The sequence below is a fragment of the Arthrobacter sp. TJ-270 genome (assembly GCF_058269075.1).
Window position 1 is genome coordinate 821,954 of record NZ_JBZCNB010000001.1, and the last position, 12,879, is coordinate 834,832.

Consider the following 12,879-nt stretch of genomic DNA (forward strand, 5'->3'; position numbering starts at 1 on the left):
GCCCGCCTAGTCGAGGCCGCGCAGGTCGAGCGTCAGTTCCGTTTCGCCGTCGGGACTGAGCGTCACCGGGATGCCCCAGTCCTGCTGGTACAGGTGGCACGCGGCGTGGTCCGGGATCTCACCGCCGGGCTCGCCGTCACAGGCGGCAGCGCGTGCCGTGATGTGCAGGACTCCTTCGGTCACCTCATCCGACAGGACGAGCTGCCGCTGAAGGCCGACGCCGGTGCCGGCGCCCGATACCAGGAGCGACTCCGGCGAGGAGGAAATCTTGAGCTGCGTGGGGTCGCCCCACCGGTCGTCCAGCTTCTGGCCCTTGGGCGCGCTGAACCTCACCGTCACACCAAACTCCCCGGCTGCCACGGGGGTCTTGGGGCGCTGCGTCTGGGACGCGCCCTCGTCCACCGCGAGGGCATCCTTGGGAATCGGGACCCGGACCAGCTGATGCTTGTTCGTCTCCACGACGATCAGCAGCGGTTCTCCGCCCGACTCCACCGGCGCCTGATCAACGAGGACGTCGGAGGGCTCAGCGAGTCCCCGGATCAGGGTGGAGACCTGCCGTGTTGCGGGGTCATAGCGGCGGATTGCGCCGTTGTAGGTATCTGCGACAGCTACCGATCCGTCCGGCAACGCGGTGACGCCGAGCGGGTGCTGGAGGCGTGCCTGTTCGGCGTCACCGTCACGGAACCCGAAGTCGAACAGCCCAGTACCGATTGCCGACTGAACCTGAGTGCGGCTTCTGCCGTTGACGGTGAGGAAGCTCAGTACGCGTAGTGCGGAGGTTTCCGAGTCGGCGACCCAGATGTTGCCGTGCGCGTCCTCGGCCAGCCCCGAGGACTGGGCGAACCAGGCTGCGGTGGCATCGCCGTCGAGCAGTCCCTCCAACCCCGTACCCGCCAGGATGTCCACGGCGCCGGTCACCGGGTCGAAGGTGAAGATCTGGTGAGTTCCGGCCATGGCCACAACAACCCGCTGAAGGGTGTCGGACCAGATGAGGTCCCACGGCGAAGAGAGGGAAATGCTGAGTGCGTCCGTACCGAGGAATGTGTCTTCCAACCGCGGCGCGGCATCCTCCGGGATGTCGTCGGGGTCGCCGCCGAGGTCTTGCGAAACCTCCTGCAGCTCAACGGGCCGGACCTTGACCTGGTTGCCGGCATCCAGCAGCCGCTGGATGCCGTTGCCTGCAATGGTGCTTACAGCACCGCTTTCGAGTGACACCGCCCGCAGGCGGTGGTTCACTGTGTCGGCGACGACGACGTCGTACCCCACCCGGCGTGCTATAGCAGCGGGAAGGAGGGTCAGCCCCTGTGGTTCATTGAACTGGGCTTCGCCGTGGCCACCGTCTGCGAAACCGCGCGTGCCGGTTCCAATGGTGCGGCGCACGGTCTCGAGGTCGGACTCCAGCTCCACCAAGCGGTGATGGCCGCTGTCGCCTACCAGGAAGGTATTTGTGGCGGGCAGGGCGAGCACCTTGCCCGGGAAACGAAGATTGCCCGCGGTGGGCTCTGCCGGCACGTAGGGACCGTCCCCGCGGTGCAGGGTGCCCTTCGCTTCGTGTTCCGCGACCAGTTCCTCGACGAGGGATTCCAGCCCGGCGGCATGGCCCTCCCCGGACAGGTGGGCAACGATGTAGCCCTCCGGGTCGATGACCACGAGAGTAGGCCACGCCCGCGCGGTGTACGCCTGCCAGGTGTCCAGCTCCGGATCGTCCAGGACCGGATGGTGAATCTCGTACCGCTCCACCGCTGCGGCGAGCGCTGCGGGATCGGCCTCATGCTCGAACTTCGGGGAGTGGACTCCCACGGTGACGAATACGTCGGAGTATTTCGCTTCGAGCGGCCTGAGCTCGTCGAGGACGTGGAGGCAGTTGATGCAGCAGAAGGTCCAGAAATCCAGCAGGACGATCTTCCCGCGCAGGTCCTCGAGCGTCAGCTGCTTACCCCCGGTGTTGAGCCAGTTCCGCCCGACGAGTTCAGAGGCGCGGACTCGGTAGCCGACGCGGAGCGAGGTTTCGGTCATTCAAGGCCTCCTGGTGGGGTTGTGCGCTGTCCTGCGGGAGTGTCGTGTGGTGCGCGGGCCGCGGACGTCCGGGTGTTGTCCCGTTCCGCCAGCGAGGCGAACATGTTGTTATAAGCCGAGAGCTCGGCGTCGTTATTCCTGTCCGCGGCCCGGTCCTTGCGCCGCGTCTCCCTCGCATCGCTGCGGGACCACATCACCGCGACCCCGATGGCGAGCAGGAGCGTCGGAATTTCCCCGATTCCCCAGGTCACCGCACCACCGATCTGCTGGTCTTCAAGCGCGGAGAGACCCCATTCGCGGCCCATGTTCCCGAACCAGGAGGCCTGCAGCAGCGAGGTGCCCCCTGTCAGCGCGACGCCGAAAAATGCATGGAAAGCCATGGTGGCGAAGAGGAGCAGCAGCCGCAGCGGATACGGTGCGCGGCGCGGGATCGGGTCGATGCCGATCATGGTCAGGATGAAGATGTATCCGGTGAGCAGGAAGTGCAGGTTCATGAGCTCATGACCCACGTGCTCGCGCAGTGCGAAGCCGAACAGGGGCGAGTAGTAGAAGATCACGATGGATCCTGCGAAGTTCGCAGCCGCGAACAACGGGTGGGTGACCACTGCCGAGAATTTCGAGTGGACGATCACGAGGATCCACTCCCGGATGCCCCGGCTGCCGTCCCTGCGGGGTGTAAGGGCCTTCAGAGCGAGCGTGACCGGTGCGCCGATCACCAGGAACAGCGGGACCACCATGGTCAGGGCCATGTGGTCGATCATGTGCGCGCTGAACAGCACCATGCCGTAGACGGCGGGGGCGCCTGAGGTGAAGTACGTCAGCGCGATCAACCCGATGAACCAGGAGATGGTTCGGAGCACGGGCCAGGAATCACCGCGGCGGCGCAATTTCAGGATACCCAGGAGGTAGGCGACGGCGACCGTGACGGTGAAAGCGATCCACAGCCAGTCCGGGCGCCACTCCGTAAGCCAGCGCATCGCCGTCGGCTCCGGAGGCAGCTCGTATCCGGTGAGGATGCGTGCGGGCGTGGCGTCGGGCTGAAGTTCCTCCGACCGCGGCGGTGCGGTCCTTGCGAGCGCAACGGCGACACCGGACACTGCGCCCATGATGGCGAGTTCGACGGCGATGAGCTGCCAGAGCACACGGCGCGCGGACATGTTGGTGTCCAGCTCGGGAATGATCCACTGCCGGTGCATGAGGCCGATTCCGCCGAGAAGAATCGTTGCGATTGCCTTGAAGGTCACCAGCAGGCCCCACTCGGAGCCCAGCTGTGAGAGGCTGCCGATCCGCAGGCTCGCGTTGATGATGCCGGAGAGGAAGACCAGCGCGAATGCGAAGCCTGCGAGTGCGGAAAAGCGCTTCAGTACCGCCGTGGTCTGCGTTCCCAGCTTCCCGCTGATCACTGCGAGGACAATAATTCCACCCACCCAGAGGCAGACGCCGACCAGGTGCAGCAGGATGGAGCTGACGGCGGCATTGTGGTCATCGCCGCTCGCGGAATGGCCGATCAGGGCCATCGGCAGGACGCCGCCCAGTGAGAGCACGAGTGTGAGTGCCAGCCACACGCTGGAGCGGGCGCCGAAGGTCATGGTGGCCACGACGGCGGCGATCATGACGGTGGACAACCAGGCGCGGCCGGTATCGAAGTCGGTTAGGTAGGAAGCCAGGCCCTGGGTGTAGGCGGGATCACCGCTGAGCGGCAATCCTGCGGCATCGGAGTAGGTCAAAACAAGGACGGCGAGGGCGGAGAGGGTCCAGGCGACGGCGGCCCAGGACGCGAGCGCCATCACCCTCGAGAACGCGGGAGTCTCCTCCGCCTCCGAAGCAGCAGTGCCCGTGCCGGAGCGGGCGGATCTGTTGCTCGAGCCGGCATGCCGGGGCAGGATCACCACCGCAAAGACGAGTGAACCGATGACCGCGGCAATCGAGATGTTGTGAAGTGCCTTGGATACGGGCAGGCCCCACCGGGTGAGGACGCCGGGGTCGCTCAGCTGGCGGGGGGCGGCTGCACCGGAGAAGGCGAGGGCCAAAACCACCGCGACAAGGACGGTGATGCCCGCGGCGATCAGCCAGCCCGGGCTAACCCCGGCCCGGCCGGTGGCACCCGCGCTGCCGGGCTTCGACTGGTTTGTTGTTGTGGCCACGCTCTCCATTGTCTACCCGCAGTAGAACAACGACCAACTAACGTGGCCTTCCGCACTGGCCTGCCCGCGGTGCCGGCTTAAACAAAAACGGGGACTGCCACGCAGGTGGTGGCAGTCCCCGAATCAGCTGACTTACTTGACGGCAGCCTTGAGCTTGGAGCCGGCGGTGAGCTTGACGCTGCTGCCTGCTGCAATCTCGATGGTTTCGCCCGTCTGCGGGTTGCGGCCGGTGCGTGCTGCACGCTCGGTACGCTCGACTGCCAGCCAGCCCGGGATGGTGACCTTCACGTCGTTCTTGGCGGAGGAAGCGAGAACGTCGAACAGGGCATCCAGCACGCTGTTCACGGCAGTCTGGCTGGTGTCAGCCTTTGCTGCTACCTCGGCCACCAGTTCGCTGCGGTTCTTGGTCTCTTTCTTAGCCAATGTATGTCCTCCTGGACTTGTGCGGATTATTCAGAACCTCACCGTGCTGGCGAAGCTTCTGGAGGAAAACCTATCAGCTTCAACCGCAAAGTCCCGCAGATTGGCGCGTCTTTGCCCGGTTTTCAGCGGAATTCAGCCCTATTTTTCACCTGAAAGCGGCCCCGGGTACCTACCGATGGGGTTAAAGCGATCAGGACGGCGACCGAATGGTCACCGTCCTGATCCCAGTTCACTGAGCTGTCTCAGCCTCAGGCATTTACCAGCTGGACTTGGTCACGCCGGGCAGCTCGCCGCGGTGCGCCATCTCGCGGAAACGAACGCGCGAGATACCGAACTTCTGGAGGGTGCCGCGGGGGCGCCCGTCGATCTGGTCGCGGTTACGCAGGCGAACCGGCGAAGCGTTGCGGGGCAGCTTCTGCAGGCCGAGGCGTGCAGCCTCACGAGCCTCATCCGTTGCGTTTTCATCGACAAGCGTCTTCTTGAGCTCCAGGCGCTTGGCCGCGTAGCGCTCAACAATGACCTTGCGCTGCTCGTTACGAGCAATTTTTGACTTCTTAGCCATGTTTAGCGCTCCTCTCGGAATTCGACGTGCTTGCGAATCTTGGGGTCATACTTCATCAGAACCATGCGGTCCGGGTCGTTACGGCGGTTCTTGCGGGTCACGTAGGTGTACCCGGTGCCGGCCGTGGACTTCAGCTTGATGATCGGACGTACGTCTTTGTCCTTTGCCATTAGAGCTTCACTCCCCGAGCCTGGATCTCAGCGACGACGGCGTCGATACCGCGGACGTCGATGGTCTTGATGCCGCGGGCGGAAACCTGCAGCGTTACGTTACGGCGCAGGGACGGAACCCAGTAGCGCTTCTTCTGAATGTTCGGGTCGAACCTGCGCTTGGTGCGCCGGTGCGAGTGCGAGATGCTGTGCCCGAAGCCCGGCTCGGCCCCAGTCACTTGGCAGTGAGCTGCCATGACGATCCTCCAAAGATTGAATGAAACAGGTAACAGCCAGTGCTACCTGCCATGGAATGCGTTCAGGGGCGTCACCGTCATGACGGTCGAAATGACCGCCGGATGTTCGCGTTTTTCGCGCAACCTGAGCCCCTAACTACCGGACCTCGGACGAGAAAAAGTCCCGAGAACCGGAGCAATTGCGCACGCTCCGCCGCCTGATGCCTTTCCATTCTAGGAGGCAGCCCGCTTTAAGACCAATTGCAGGGCCTCAGCGGCCGTTCGACTCGTCGGGACGCGTGGCCTCGCCGTTGGCGTCAACGACCGTAACAACGTCTGTTTCACCGATCTCGCCGGGACTGAGGTGGGCGCCGGTGTCCACGACAGCCCACCGCAGCACCGTACCCGCAGGGATGCGAACCCGGTCCAGCACCACTGAATGCTCGACGACGGCGCCCTCCTCCACCACTGCGTCAGGCCCTATGACGCTGTGCGTGACGGATCCTGCAATGCGTGCGCCCGGTGAGATGAGACTGGACCCGATCCGCGCAGTGCCCTCGATGAAGGCGGGCAGCCTGCGGGGGCTGGCGCTGAGGATCGGCCATGCGGGATCGTCGAAAGCCAGGCCGTTTCCTGCCAGCAGGTCCATATGAGCACGGTAATAGCTCTTCGGTGTGCCGAGGTCCAGCCAGTAGGAATCGAGCCGGTGCTCTGCGACGGTGCAGTTTTCGACCAGGTACGGGATCAGCTGGTCCCCGTAATCCTCCAGCTCACCCTCCTTTTCATGCAGTTCCTCGAGCGTGTCCAGCAGGACGTCGGTGGAGTAGAGAAAGATCTCTGCCGCCACCACATCGGTGCGGGGTTTCTCCGGTTTGTATTCGAAGGCGGTCACCAGGCCGTCTTCCACCTCTACGACACCGTGTTGGGAGGCATCGCCGTCGAACTGTTTGGTCACCATGGTGAGTACCGCACCGGTGTCCTGGTGGGTCTTGATGACGTCGCGGTAGTCGAGCTGATAGAGGTGGTCAGCGCTGAGGACCAGAACCAGGTCCGGATCGAACTGACGGATGAATTCCGCCTGCCGGTACAGGCCGTCCGCGTTGCCTGCCGCGAAGCCTTCGCCGTGCTCGCCCTGAAAAGGCGACAGCATACGCAGTCCGCCGTTGGTGCGGTCCAGATCCCAGGGACGGCCGTTGGCCAGATGGTCATTAATCGATTTGGGCTGGTACTGCTCCACCACCCAGACATCCGAGATGTGGCTGTGGTGAAGGTTCGAGAGCGGGACGTCGATAAGGCGGTATGTTCCGCCCACCGGCACAACAGGCTTGGCTTTCCTTTCTGTAAGCGCGCCCAACCGTCCGCCGGTGCCTCCAGCCAGAATCAGCGCCAGAACGGACGGCTTGTTCACACCGAACCCGCCGGCTGGGACTGCTTCAGAATCCAGTGGCCGTCATCGAGCCTGGCCAGGATCTTCTTGCCCACCCGCTCAAGGTCAGCAATGTCTCGCTCATCGAGCCCGTGGAAAACCAGCTGCCGGACATGCTCCACATGCTCGACGGCGAGTGACTGCAGGTTGCCAAGGCCTTCCTGGGTGATGGAAGCGGTGGTAACCCGGAGGTCCCTGGTGCTCTGGCTCCGCTGCACCCAGCCGCGGGTCTCCAGCTTTGTGACCACATGACTCAACCGCGAAAGCGAAGCGTTGGACCGGCCGGCGAGCTCACTCATGGGAAGCGTCCGGTCCTCTGCCTCCGAAAGCATGGCGAGGACGTGATAGTCGAACAGGGTGATCTTGGCACGCTTATTCAAATTGGCGTCCAGCGTCCCCGGCAGCATAGTAGCCACGGCATAGAGTGCAAGCCACGCTTGTCTTTCGGCCGGATTCAACCACCGCGCGCCAGTCATGACGATCATTCTCGCAGACGACCGGCTGTCACGGGGACGTTGTTTGCTGTGTCCTAACCGGGTGGGTCAGTTCCGGGTACTTCGCGGTGAACGCGTCCCCGGATGACTGCCTGCGTAGCCGCCTGCCCACCCACGGTCCGAGGTAGTCACGAGCCCACAGGGCATCTTTCCGGAGTTGGACAAGCCGCGAGGCAGCCGGGCGCGCCTCGAGTTCGGGCAGTTCGATACTGTGCGCGGACTTCAGGACTTCCAGAACCCGAACCGCCATGAGCGTATGCCCGGCAGCGGACATATGCATCCGGTCTACGTCCCAGTACCCCCAGTTCTGGAACTCCCGCATCCGCCAGTAGTCAGCCACCTCGGCATCGTGCCGATCCGCGATTTCCCGGACAAGTTCGTTGTAGATGGCTGTGCGCCCGCGGGTTTTGCCGAAAACGGCCGACTTCGACGAGTCGAACCCGGTGAAGAGCACCACAGCGGCACCGCTGTTCCGCAGGCGGGCGATGCCGGCGTCGTACTCTTCGAGAAGCGCGTCCAGGTCGATGGAGGGCCGCAGAATGTCATTGGCGCCTGCATAGATGGTTGCCAGGGTCGGTTTCAGGGCGAGCGCCGCATCGACCTGTTCGGAGAGGATCTGCCGCATCTTCCGGCCGCGGATGGCCAGGTTCGCGTAGCCCCAGGACGGGTCGGCGAGGACCAACTGCTCGGCGACGCGGTCAGCCCAGCCGCGCACGCCGTTGGGACTTTGCGGGTCCCAGTCCCCCACGCCCTCGGTGAAGGAATCGCCAAGAGCGACATAACGATGGGCGAATTCGGTGCCCGGAGACTCAGTGCCCAATAGTGTCAGTCCTCCTCGCCGGAACGGGGACTGGAGTCACCCTCGGCGTGCTGGTTCTCGGCGTCGTACTCGTGCTGGGTGTGGTGCTCGGTCTCGGTGTACGAGCCGTTGAACCCGGTGGTGTCACCGGTGGGACGGGCCGAGGACGGGTTCGGGAACGTGGGAGATCCGCTCAGCGGGTTGCCCTCCTCGGCACCCTCTTCCGGCCCGCTGCCCCGGCCTGCGCTGGATTGGTCCTGTGTCATGACTCCTCCTTCTGGTTTTGACCACCCAGCATAGTCCCGTAAAAACTCTTCGCGCACCGGGTGAGGGGCAGACGCTAAGCTCGATTACAACCACTCTCGTCAGGAGAATACCCATGGCTTCTTTGCCGGACACCGAGTCTGAAACGCGGTCGGAAACGCAGTCGGAATCGCGGACAAAGCGCGCCGCCCTGATCCTCAACCCGGTCAAGCCCACCGAGGAGGATATCCGCGCAATCGTCACGGAACTGAGCCTCGAGAAGGGGTGGCAGGAACCCCTCTTCCTTGAGACCACCGAGGATGATCCGGGGCACGGCCAGGCACAGGAGGCGCTCAGGGAAGGGGTCGACGTCGTCATCGCGGCCGGCGGCGACGGCACCGTACGGTGCGTGGCGGAGGAACTGGCCGGCACGACGACGGCACTCGGCCTGCTGCCGCTGGGCACCGGCAACCTGCTCGCGCGCAACCTCGACATCGACGTCGACGATCCCCGCGGAGCCGTCGAAGCGGCACTCGGTGGCACCGAACGGCTGATCGATGTGGTGCATGTGAATGTGGACCGGGCACAGGACGCGCATGTCTTCCTCGTGATGGCCGGGCTTGGCTTCGACGCTTCGGTGATGGCTGATACCCGCGACGACCTCAAGGACAAGGTGGGCTGGCTCGCATACGTCGACGCCGGCCTCCGGAACCTCCCGGGCAAGCCCTCCAAGGTTCATATCTCGATCGACGGCGGCAAGCGGGTCACCCGCCGCCTACGCAGCGTCATGGGAGGCAACTGCGGAAAGATTATGGGCGGCCTGGAGATCTTTCCGGGCGCCAGGCTCAACGACGGGCTGCTGGACATCATGACCATCGCGCCGCGGGGCAAGTTCGGGTGGTTCGCTGTCGTCGGCAAGCTCCTGGCGCGGGGCAAGGGCAAGGACCCATCGGTGGAGTATTACCAGTGCAAGGCCGCAGAGGTGGAGTCTGACACGCCGCTGGAAATCGAGCTCGACGGCGACCCGCTCGGCCAGGGCACGCACATGTCCTTCCGGGTGGAACCGGACTCGCTGAAGGTGCGGATGCCGTACGGCAAGAAGGACCCGGCGATCCTGACCGACCCGGTGCCGTAGGTCCAACGGGTCAGGGACCCGGCGCGAGCGTCGGGAGCCCGGTAGTCGCTAGAGGTGGCCGCCCGGGTCGACTGTCTTCCCATCGACGACCACTTCAAAATGCAGATGGCAGCCGGTGGAGTTGCCGGTGCTTCCCACTGCGCCGATAGCCTCTGCGCGGTCGATTTTCTCACCAACGGTGGTGCCCAGTGAGGCGAGGTGGTTGTAGGTGGTCTGCAGTCCCCCGCCGTGGTCGATCACAATGCGCTGACCCCCGCCATAGGGGTGCCACCCGGATTCGGTTACGGTGCCTGAGCCCGCGGCAAGTACCGGCGTGCCGCAGGCCCCGGCGAAATCCGTGCCCGTGTGCATTTCCTCGCCGTACCCGCTCATCGGATTGATCCGCTTGCCGTATGCGGAAGCCACCGAAAGCTTGCTCAGCGGCGCACCGAGCGATGGTTCCTCAGCAGGTTTTTCTGCCGGCTCCTTGCTGGGCGCCTCCGCCGGCTTACGGCTGGGTTCGGCTTGGGCGACCGTGATTTCGCCCTCGGATAGCGTCGAAACCTTGCTCTCCCCAGCGGGCATGTCGTTGGGCGACGACGGTGCAACCGACTTGCGGTTGAAATCCACTGCGGCGTCCTCGGGGGCGGTGACGCTCTGCGTCTCGCTCGCCCTCACCAGCCCTGCCTCTGTCAGCAATGGCGGCCCTGCCTGGGTCAGCGCAAGCCCTGACGCAGCTGTGAGGGCTCCGCCGACGCAGAGCAGCGCGCGGACACGGCGCCGTGCACGATCATGGCGGCGCTCAGCGCGTCGGGTCCGACTTCCGGCATGTGTTGGCGATGAACGGTGACCGGCCGAAACAGGCACAGGAGTGCCCACGGAATCATGCTGGGACAAGGGATTGCCTCTCTTGACGCCGGCGAAGTTAGCTGTCGGGTTCGAGCAAGAGTTACTCGGCCTTACCTTGATGGCCGCGCTTGGGCGGGATCAAAGAATTTGCAGGCTTCACCCCAAAGGCAGACCGACTGCCCGGATTGGGTTCTCCGCCCCTGTCTTCGAGGATGAGGAACCGGACAGGTGACAGGGCTAGGCGTACAGTCCGGCGGCCACGATGATACGCATGACCTGGTTCAACGGTACGGCACCCTGCCGAAAGTTACAAATTCGTTATGTGGCGATCACGGGAATTGCGTCCGCCCTGTGCTATCAGAGTTCGGATTTACCCCTACGCCAGTAACCCATGAAAGCGACCTGCTTGCGGTCGATGCCGACGTCTCGCACGAGGTAACGGCGCAACCCTCGGACCACGGCGGCTTCACCGGCAATCCAGGCATAAAACGGCAGCGCGCCCGAAGGCTTGTCCGGGTTCAGCGAGCCGTCAAGGGCCGCGGCATCCAGTAGCTGGGGCGTCTCCCAGAGGATGGTCTTGTCAATGTCGATGTCCTCCGGCTCGGGTCCGGCTGCCCGTTCAGGACCGCCGGCACGGGCTGCCGCGGCAAGTGCCTGCCCTGAGGGTGTGTCGGAGCCCAGGCTCACGCGGAAGGGCGCCGCCAGGGATACCCAGCCCGGGACCCTGACCGCCTGACGAACGGCCGCATCGAGCAGTTCACCGTGCGGACGGCCGCCGCGCACCAGCCAGCTGATACCTACGCCGGAACGGGTCCGGATGTCCTGGCAGTCAGGTCCGTCCGGGACTTCCAGGAACGCGTGGCCGCTGACGTCCTCCGGCAGTGACTCAAGGATGGCGCTGATCGCCGGAACGGCCGTCTCATCCCCCGCGAGCAGAACGTTCTGGGCCAGGCCGGGGCGCCACTCGATGCCGCCGTACGCGCCGGCGGTTGAGCAGGTTGCGGCATGGATGTTTGGCCCGATCAGCCATACCCGGTCGCCCGGCTCAGCCGATGCGGCCCACTGCGAGGCCGGGCCGCCCTTCCCGTCCGCGTCGAAGTGCATCACGAAGTCGACGTCCAGCTCAGGAACCTCCTGATTGCAGCGTGATTCGCGGACCGTGTACGTGCGCATGTCCCCGCGTTCCGCGGGCTGGAGGGAAAGCCACTGCTGGTACCACCCGCTGCCCGCGCCGTCCATGAGCGCGCCGAGGTCCGCGCCTTCACCGCCGGTCGGCGGGATCATAACCTTGATGCGCAGATCCAGGGTGGAACCCTGGACGCCGAAGCCGGAAAGGCAGGCACCACCGAACGTGATGCGACGGAAATTCGCGCTGACGTGCTCCACACGGCTGACCACGACGTTGAACGCGCGGATCGCGGACACGGCCGCCTGTGCACCTGCAACTGCGGCGGGCCGTGGAGTTGCCTCCGGCCCCGTCTCTGACGTTGACTCCGTTCTCGTCCTTCGGGCCCGATGCGCTGTGCTGACTTCTGTCACGATGCTGCCTCCATTGCCGGTGCGGGGAGCCCGTCCTGCGGGTTCGGTAAAAAACCCGTGACGCCCTCAGGGGTGGTCTTTGCGCTTGCATTGCGGGGGGCGGCGTGATGCCGCCCGATGGGCACGACCATCGGCGTGCCCGAAACGGGATCAGGGATAACCTGCGATTCCAGGCCGAAGACCTCGGCGACCGTCTCCGCTGTGACCACCCTCGACGGCGAGCCCTCGGCGACAATGCGGCCGCCCTTCATGGCGATCAGGTGGTCCGCGTAACGCGCGGCGAGGTTCAGGTCATGCAGGACTATTGCGACGGTGGTGCCCGCAGTACGGTTCAGATCCGTGATCAGGTCGAGGACTTCCACCTGGTGCGCCACGTCAAGGAATGTGGTCGGTTCATCCAGAAGCAAAATGTCGGTTTGCTGCGCCAGCGCCATGGCAATCCAGACGCGCTGCCGCTGACCGCCGGAGAGTTCGTCGACGTTGCGGTCTGCGAGCTCCAGCGTGTCGGTGACGCGCAGGGCGGAGGCAACGGCGGCGTCGTCGTCGGCGCTCCACTGCCGGAACCAGCCCTGGTGAGGGTAGCGGCCACGACCCACGAGGTCCACCACCGCGATTCCGTCCGGAGCCACCGGGGTCTGCGGAAGCAGGCCGAGAGTCTTCGCCACCGCGCGGGTGGACAGTGAATGGATGTCCTTGCCGTCCAGCAGCACCGTTCCCGCCGCAGGCTTGAGCAACCGCGCCAGGCCGCGGAGCAGGGTGGACTTGCCGCAGGCGTTCGCCCCGACGATAACTGTGATCTTGCCCGTCGGCAGTTCGACGGTGAGATCTTCGACCACCCGGCGGTTGTCGTACGCGAGCGTCAGGTCTCTGGCGTTCAACCTCATG

General features: G+C 64.8%; 14 protein-coding genes and 1 riboswitch. Of the genes, 1 reads left to right on the plus strand and 13 read right to left on the minus strand.

Translation table 11 applies throughout. The features are described 5' to 3' along the window. Nucleotides 1-6: 6 nt before the first annotated feature. The 10 genes from AC4D2M_RS03910 to AC4D2M_RS03955 all read right to left on the minus strand — a co-directional run bounded on the left by AC4D2M_RS03910 (nt 7) and on the right by AC4D2M_RS03955 (nt 8,515). On the minus strand, nt 7-2,016 hold the full coding sequence (locus AC4D2M_RS03910; protein WP_490890153.1) for an NHL domain-containing thioredoxin family protein: 2,010 nt from the start codon (nt 2,014-2,016) through the stop codon (nt 7-9). After that, a complete protein-coding gene (locus AC4D2M_RS03915) occupies nt 2,013-4,169 on the minus strand; it encodes a bifunctional copper resistance protein CopD/cytochrome c oxidase assembly protein (RefSeq protein WP_490890154.1) in 2,157 nt (718 codons plus the stop codon). Before AC4D2M_RS03915 ends, AC4D2M_RS03910 begins: the two co-directional genes overlap by 4 nt. A 123-nt stretch (nt 4,170-4,292) precedes the next feature. Then, entirely contained in the window at nt 4,293-4,583 is a 291-nt protein-coding gene (locus AC4D2M_RS03920; protein ID WP_056544463.1) for an HU family DNA-binding protein, read from the minus strand. 256 nt (nt 4,584-4,839) lie between these two features. Continuing rightward, nucleotides 4,840-5,145, minus strand: a complete 306-nt coding sequence (gene rpsN / locus AC4D2M_RS03925; protein ID WP_309072093.1) for a 30S ribosomal protein S14 — start codon at nt 5,143-5,145, stop codon at nt 4,840-4,842. Between the two features lie 2 nt (nt 5,146-5,147). Then, the gene (gene rpmG / locus AC4D2M_RS03930; RefSeq protein ID WP_019481734.1) at nt 5,148-5,315 is read right to left on the minus strand and encodes a 50S ribosomal protein L33; all 168 of its coding nucleotides are present in this window, start codon (nt 5,313-5,315) and stop codon (nt 5,148-5,150) included. After that, on the minus strand, nt 5,315-5,551 hold the full coding sequence (gene rpmB / locus AC4D2M_RS03935; protein WP_026545364.1) for a 50S ribosomal protein L28: 237 nt from the start codon (nt 5,549-5,551) through the stop codon (nt 5,315-5,317). Before rpmB ends, rpmG begins: the two co-directional genes overlap by 1 nt. A 250-nt stretch (nt 5,552-5,801) precedes the next feature. Continuing rightward, nucleotides 5,802-6,938 carry a glucose-1-phosphate adenylyltransferase family protein gene (locus AC4D2M_RS03940; protein WP_490890156.1) on the minus strand — a complete coding sequence of 379 codons (1,137 nt, stop codon included), beginning with the start codon at nt 6,936-6,938 and terminating at the stop codon, nt 5,802-5,804. Continuing rightward, nucleotides 6,935-7,432: a MarR family winged helix-turn-helix transcriptional regulator gene (locus AC4D2M_RS03945; RefSeq protein ID WP_490890157.1), complete on the minus strand. Its 498-nt coding sequence runs from the start codon at nt 7,430-7,432 to the stop codon at nt 6,935-6,937. The genes AC4D2M_RS03940 and AC4D2M_RS03945 overlap by 4 nt, the downstream gene beginning before the upstream one ends. A 28-nt stretch (nt 7,433-7,460) precedes the next feature. Further along, nucleotides 7,461-8,270, minus strand: coding sequence for an SGNH/GDSL hydrolase family protein (locus AC4D2M_RS03950; RefSeq protein ID WP_490890158.1), 810 nt, complete (start codon nt 8,268-8,270; stop codon nt 7,461-7,463). 5 nt (nt 8,271-8,275) lie between these two features. Continuing rightward, nucleotides 8,276-8,515, minus strand: a complete 240-nt coding sequence (locus tag AC4D2M_RS03955) for a hypothetical protein (protein WP_490890160.1) — start codon at nt 8,513-8,515, stop codon at nt 8,276-8,278. Between the two features lie 113 nt (nt 8,516-8,628). Between AC4D2M_RS03955 and AC4D2M_RS03960 the strand changes: the two genes are divergently transcribed. Beyond that, nucleotides 8,629-9,627, plus strand: a complete 999-nt coding sequence (locus tag AC4D2M_RS03960; RefSeq protein WP_490890162.1) for a diacylglycerol/lipid kinase family protein — start codon at nt 8,629-8,631, stop codon at nt 9,625-9,627. A 48-nt stretch (nt 9,628-9,675) separates the two neighbouring features. Here AC4D2M_RS03960 and AC4D2M_RS03965 read toward each other — a convergent pair whose 3' ends face one another. From AC4D2M_RS03965 to AC4D2M_RS03975, 3 genes are all read right to left on the minus strand, one after another. Continuing rightward, complete coding sequence (locus AC4D2M_RS03965; protein ID WP_490890163.1) at nt 9,676-10,485, minus strand: M23 family metallopeptidase; 810 nt, start codon at nt 10,483-10,485, stop codon at nt 9,676-9,678. A 21-nt stretch (nt 10,486-10,506) separates the two neighbouring features. After that, nucleotides 10,507-10,685, minus strand: a riboswitch (cyclic di-AMP (ydaO/yuaA leader). Between the two features lie 127 nt (nt 10,686-10,812). Beyond that, complete coding sequence (locus AC4D2M_RS03970) at nt 10,813-11,880, minus strand: siderophore-interacting protein (protein WP_490890164.1); 1,068 nt, start codon at nt 11,878-11,880, stop codon at nt 10,813-10,815. A 110-nt stretch (nt 11,881-11,990) separates the two neighbouring features. Further along, nucleotides 11,991-12,878 carry an ABC transporter ATP-binding protein gene (locus tag AC4D2M_RS03975; RefSeq protein ID WP_490890165.1) on the minus strand — a complete coding sequence of 296 codons (888 nt, stop codon included), beginning with the start codon at nt 12,876-12,878 and terminating at the stop codon, nt 11,991-11,993. Between the last annotated feature and the right edge of the window lies 1 nt (nt 12,879).

Coding starts and splice junctions, on each gene's coding strand:
- AC4D2M_RS03910 (WP_490890153.1), bottom strand. CDS start 2,016: ATGACCGAAACCTCGCTCCGCGTCGGCTACCGAGTCCGCGCCTCTGAA.
- AC4D2M_RS03915 (WP_490890154.1), bottom strand. CDS start 4,169: ATGGAGAGCGTGGCCACAACAACAAACCAGTCGAAGCCCGGCAGCGCG.
- rpsN (WP_309072093.1), bottom strand. CDS start 5,145: ATGGCTAAGAAGTCAAAAATTGCTCGTAACGAGCAGCGCAAGGTCATT.
- rpmG (WP_019481734.1), bottom strand. CDS start 5,315: ATGGCAAAGGACAAAGACGTACGTCCGATCATCAAGCTGAAGTCCACG.
- rpmB (WP_026545364.1), bottom strand. CDS start 5,551: ATGGCAGCTCACTGCCAAGTGACTGGGGCCGAGCCGGGCTTCGGGCAC.
- AC4D2M_RS03945 (WP_490890157.1), bottom strand. CDS start 7,432: ATGACTGGCGCGCGGTGGTTGAATCCGGCCGAAAGACAAGCGTGGCTT.
- AC4D2M_RS03955 (WP_490890160.1), bottom strand. CDS start 8,515: ATGACACAGGACCAATCCAGCGCAGGCCGGGGCAGCGGGCCGGAAGAG.
- AC4D2M_RS03960 (WP_490890162.1), top strand. CDS start 8,629: ATGGCTTCTTTGCCGGACACCGAGTCTGAAACGCGGTCGGAAACGCAG.
- AC4D2M_RS03975 (WP_490890165.1), bottom strand. CDS start 12,878: ATGAGGTTGAACGCCAGAGACCTGACGCTCGCGTACGACAACCGCCGG.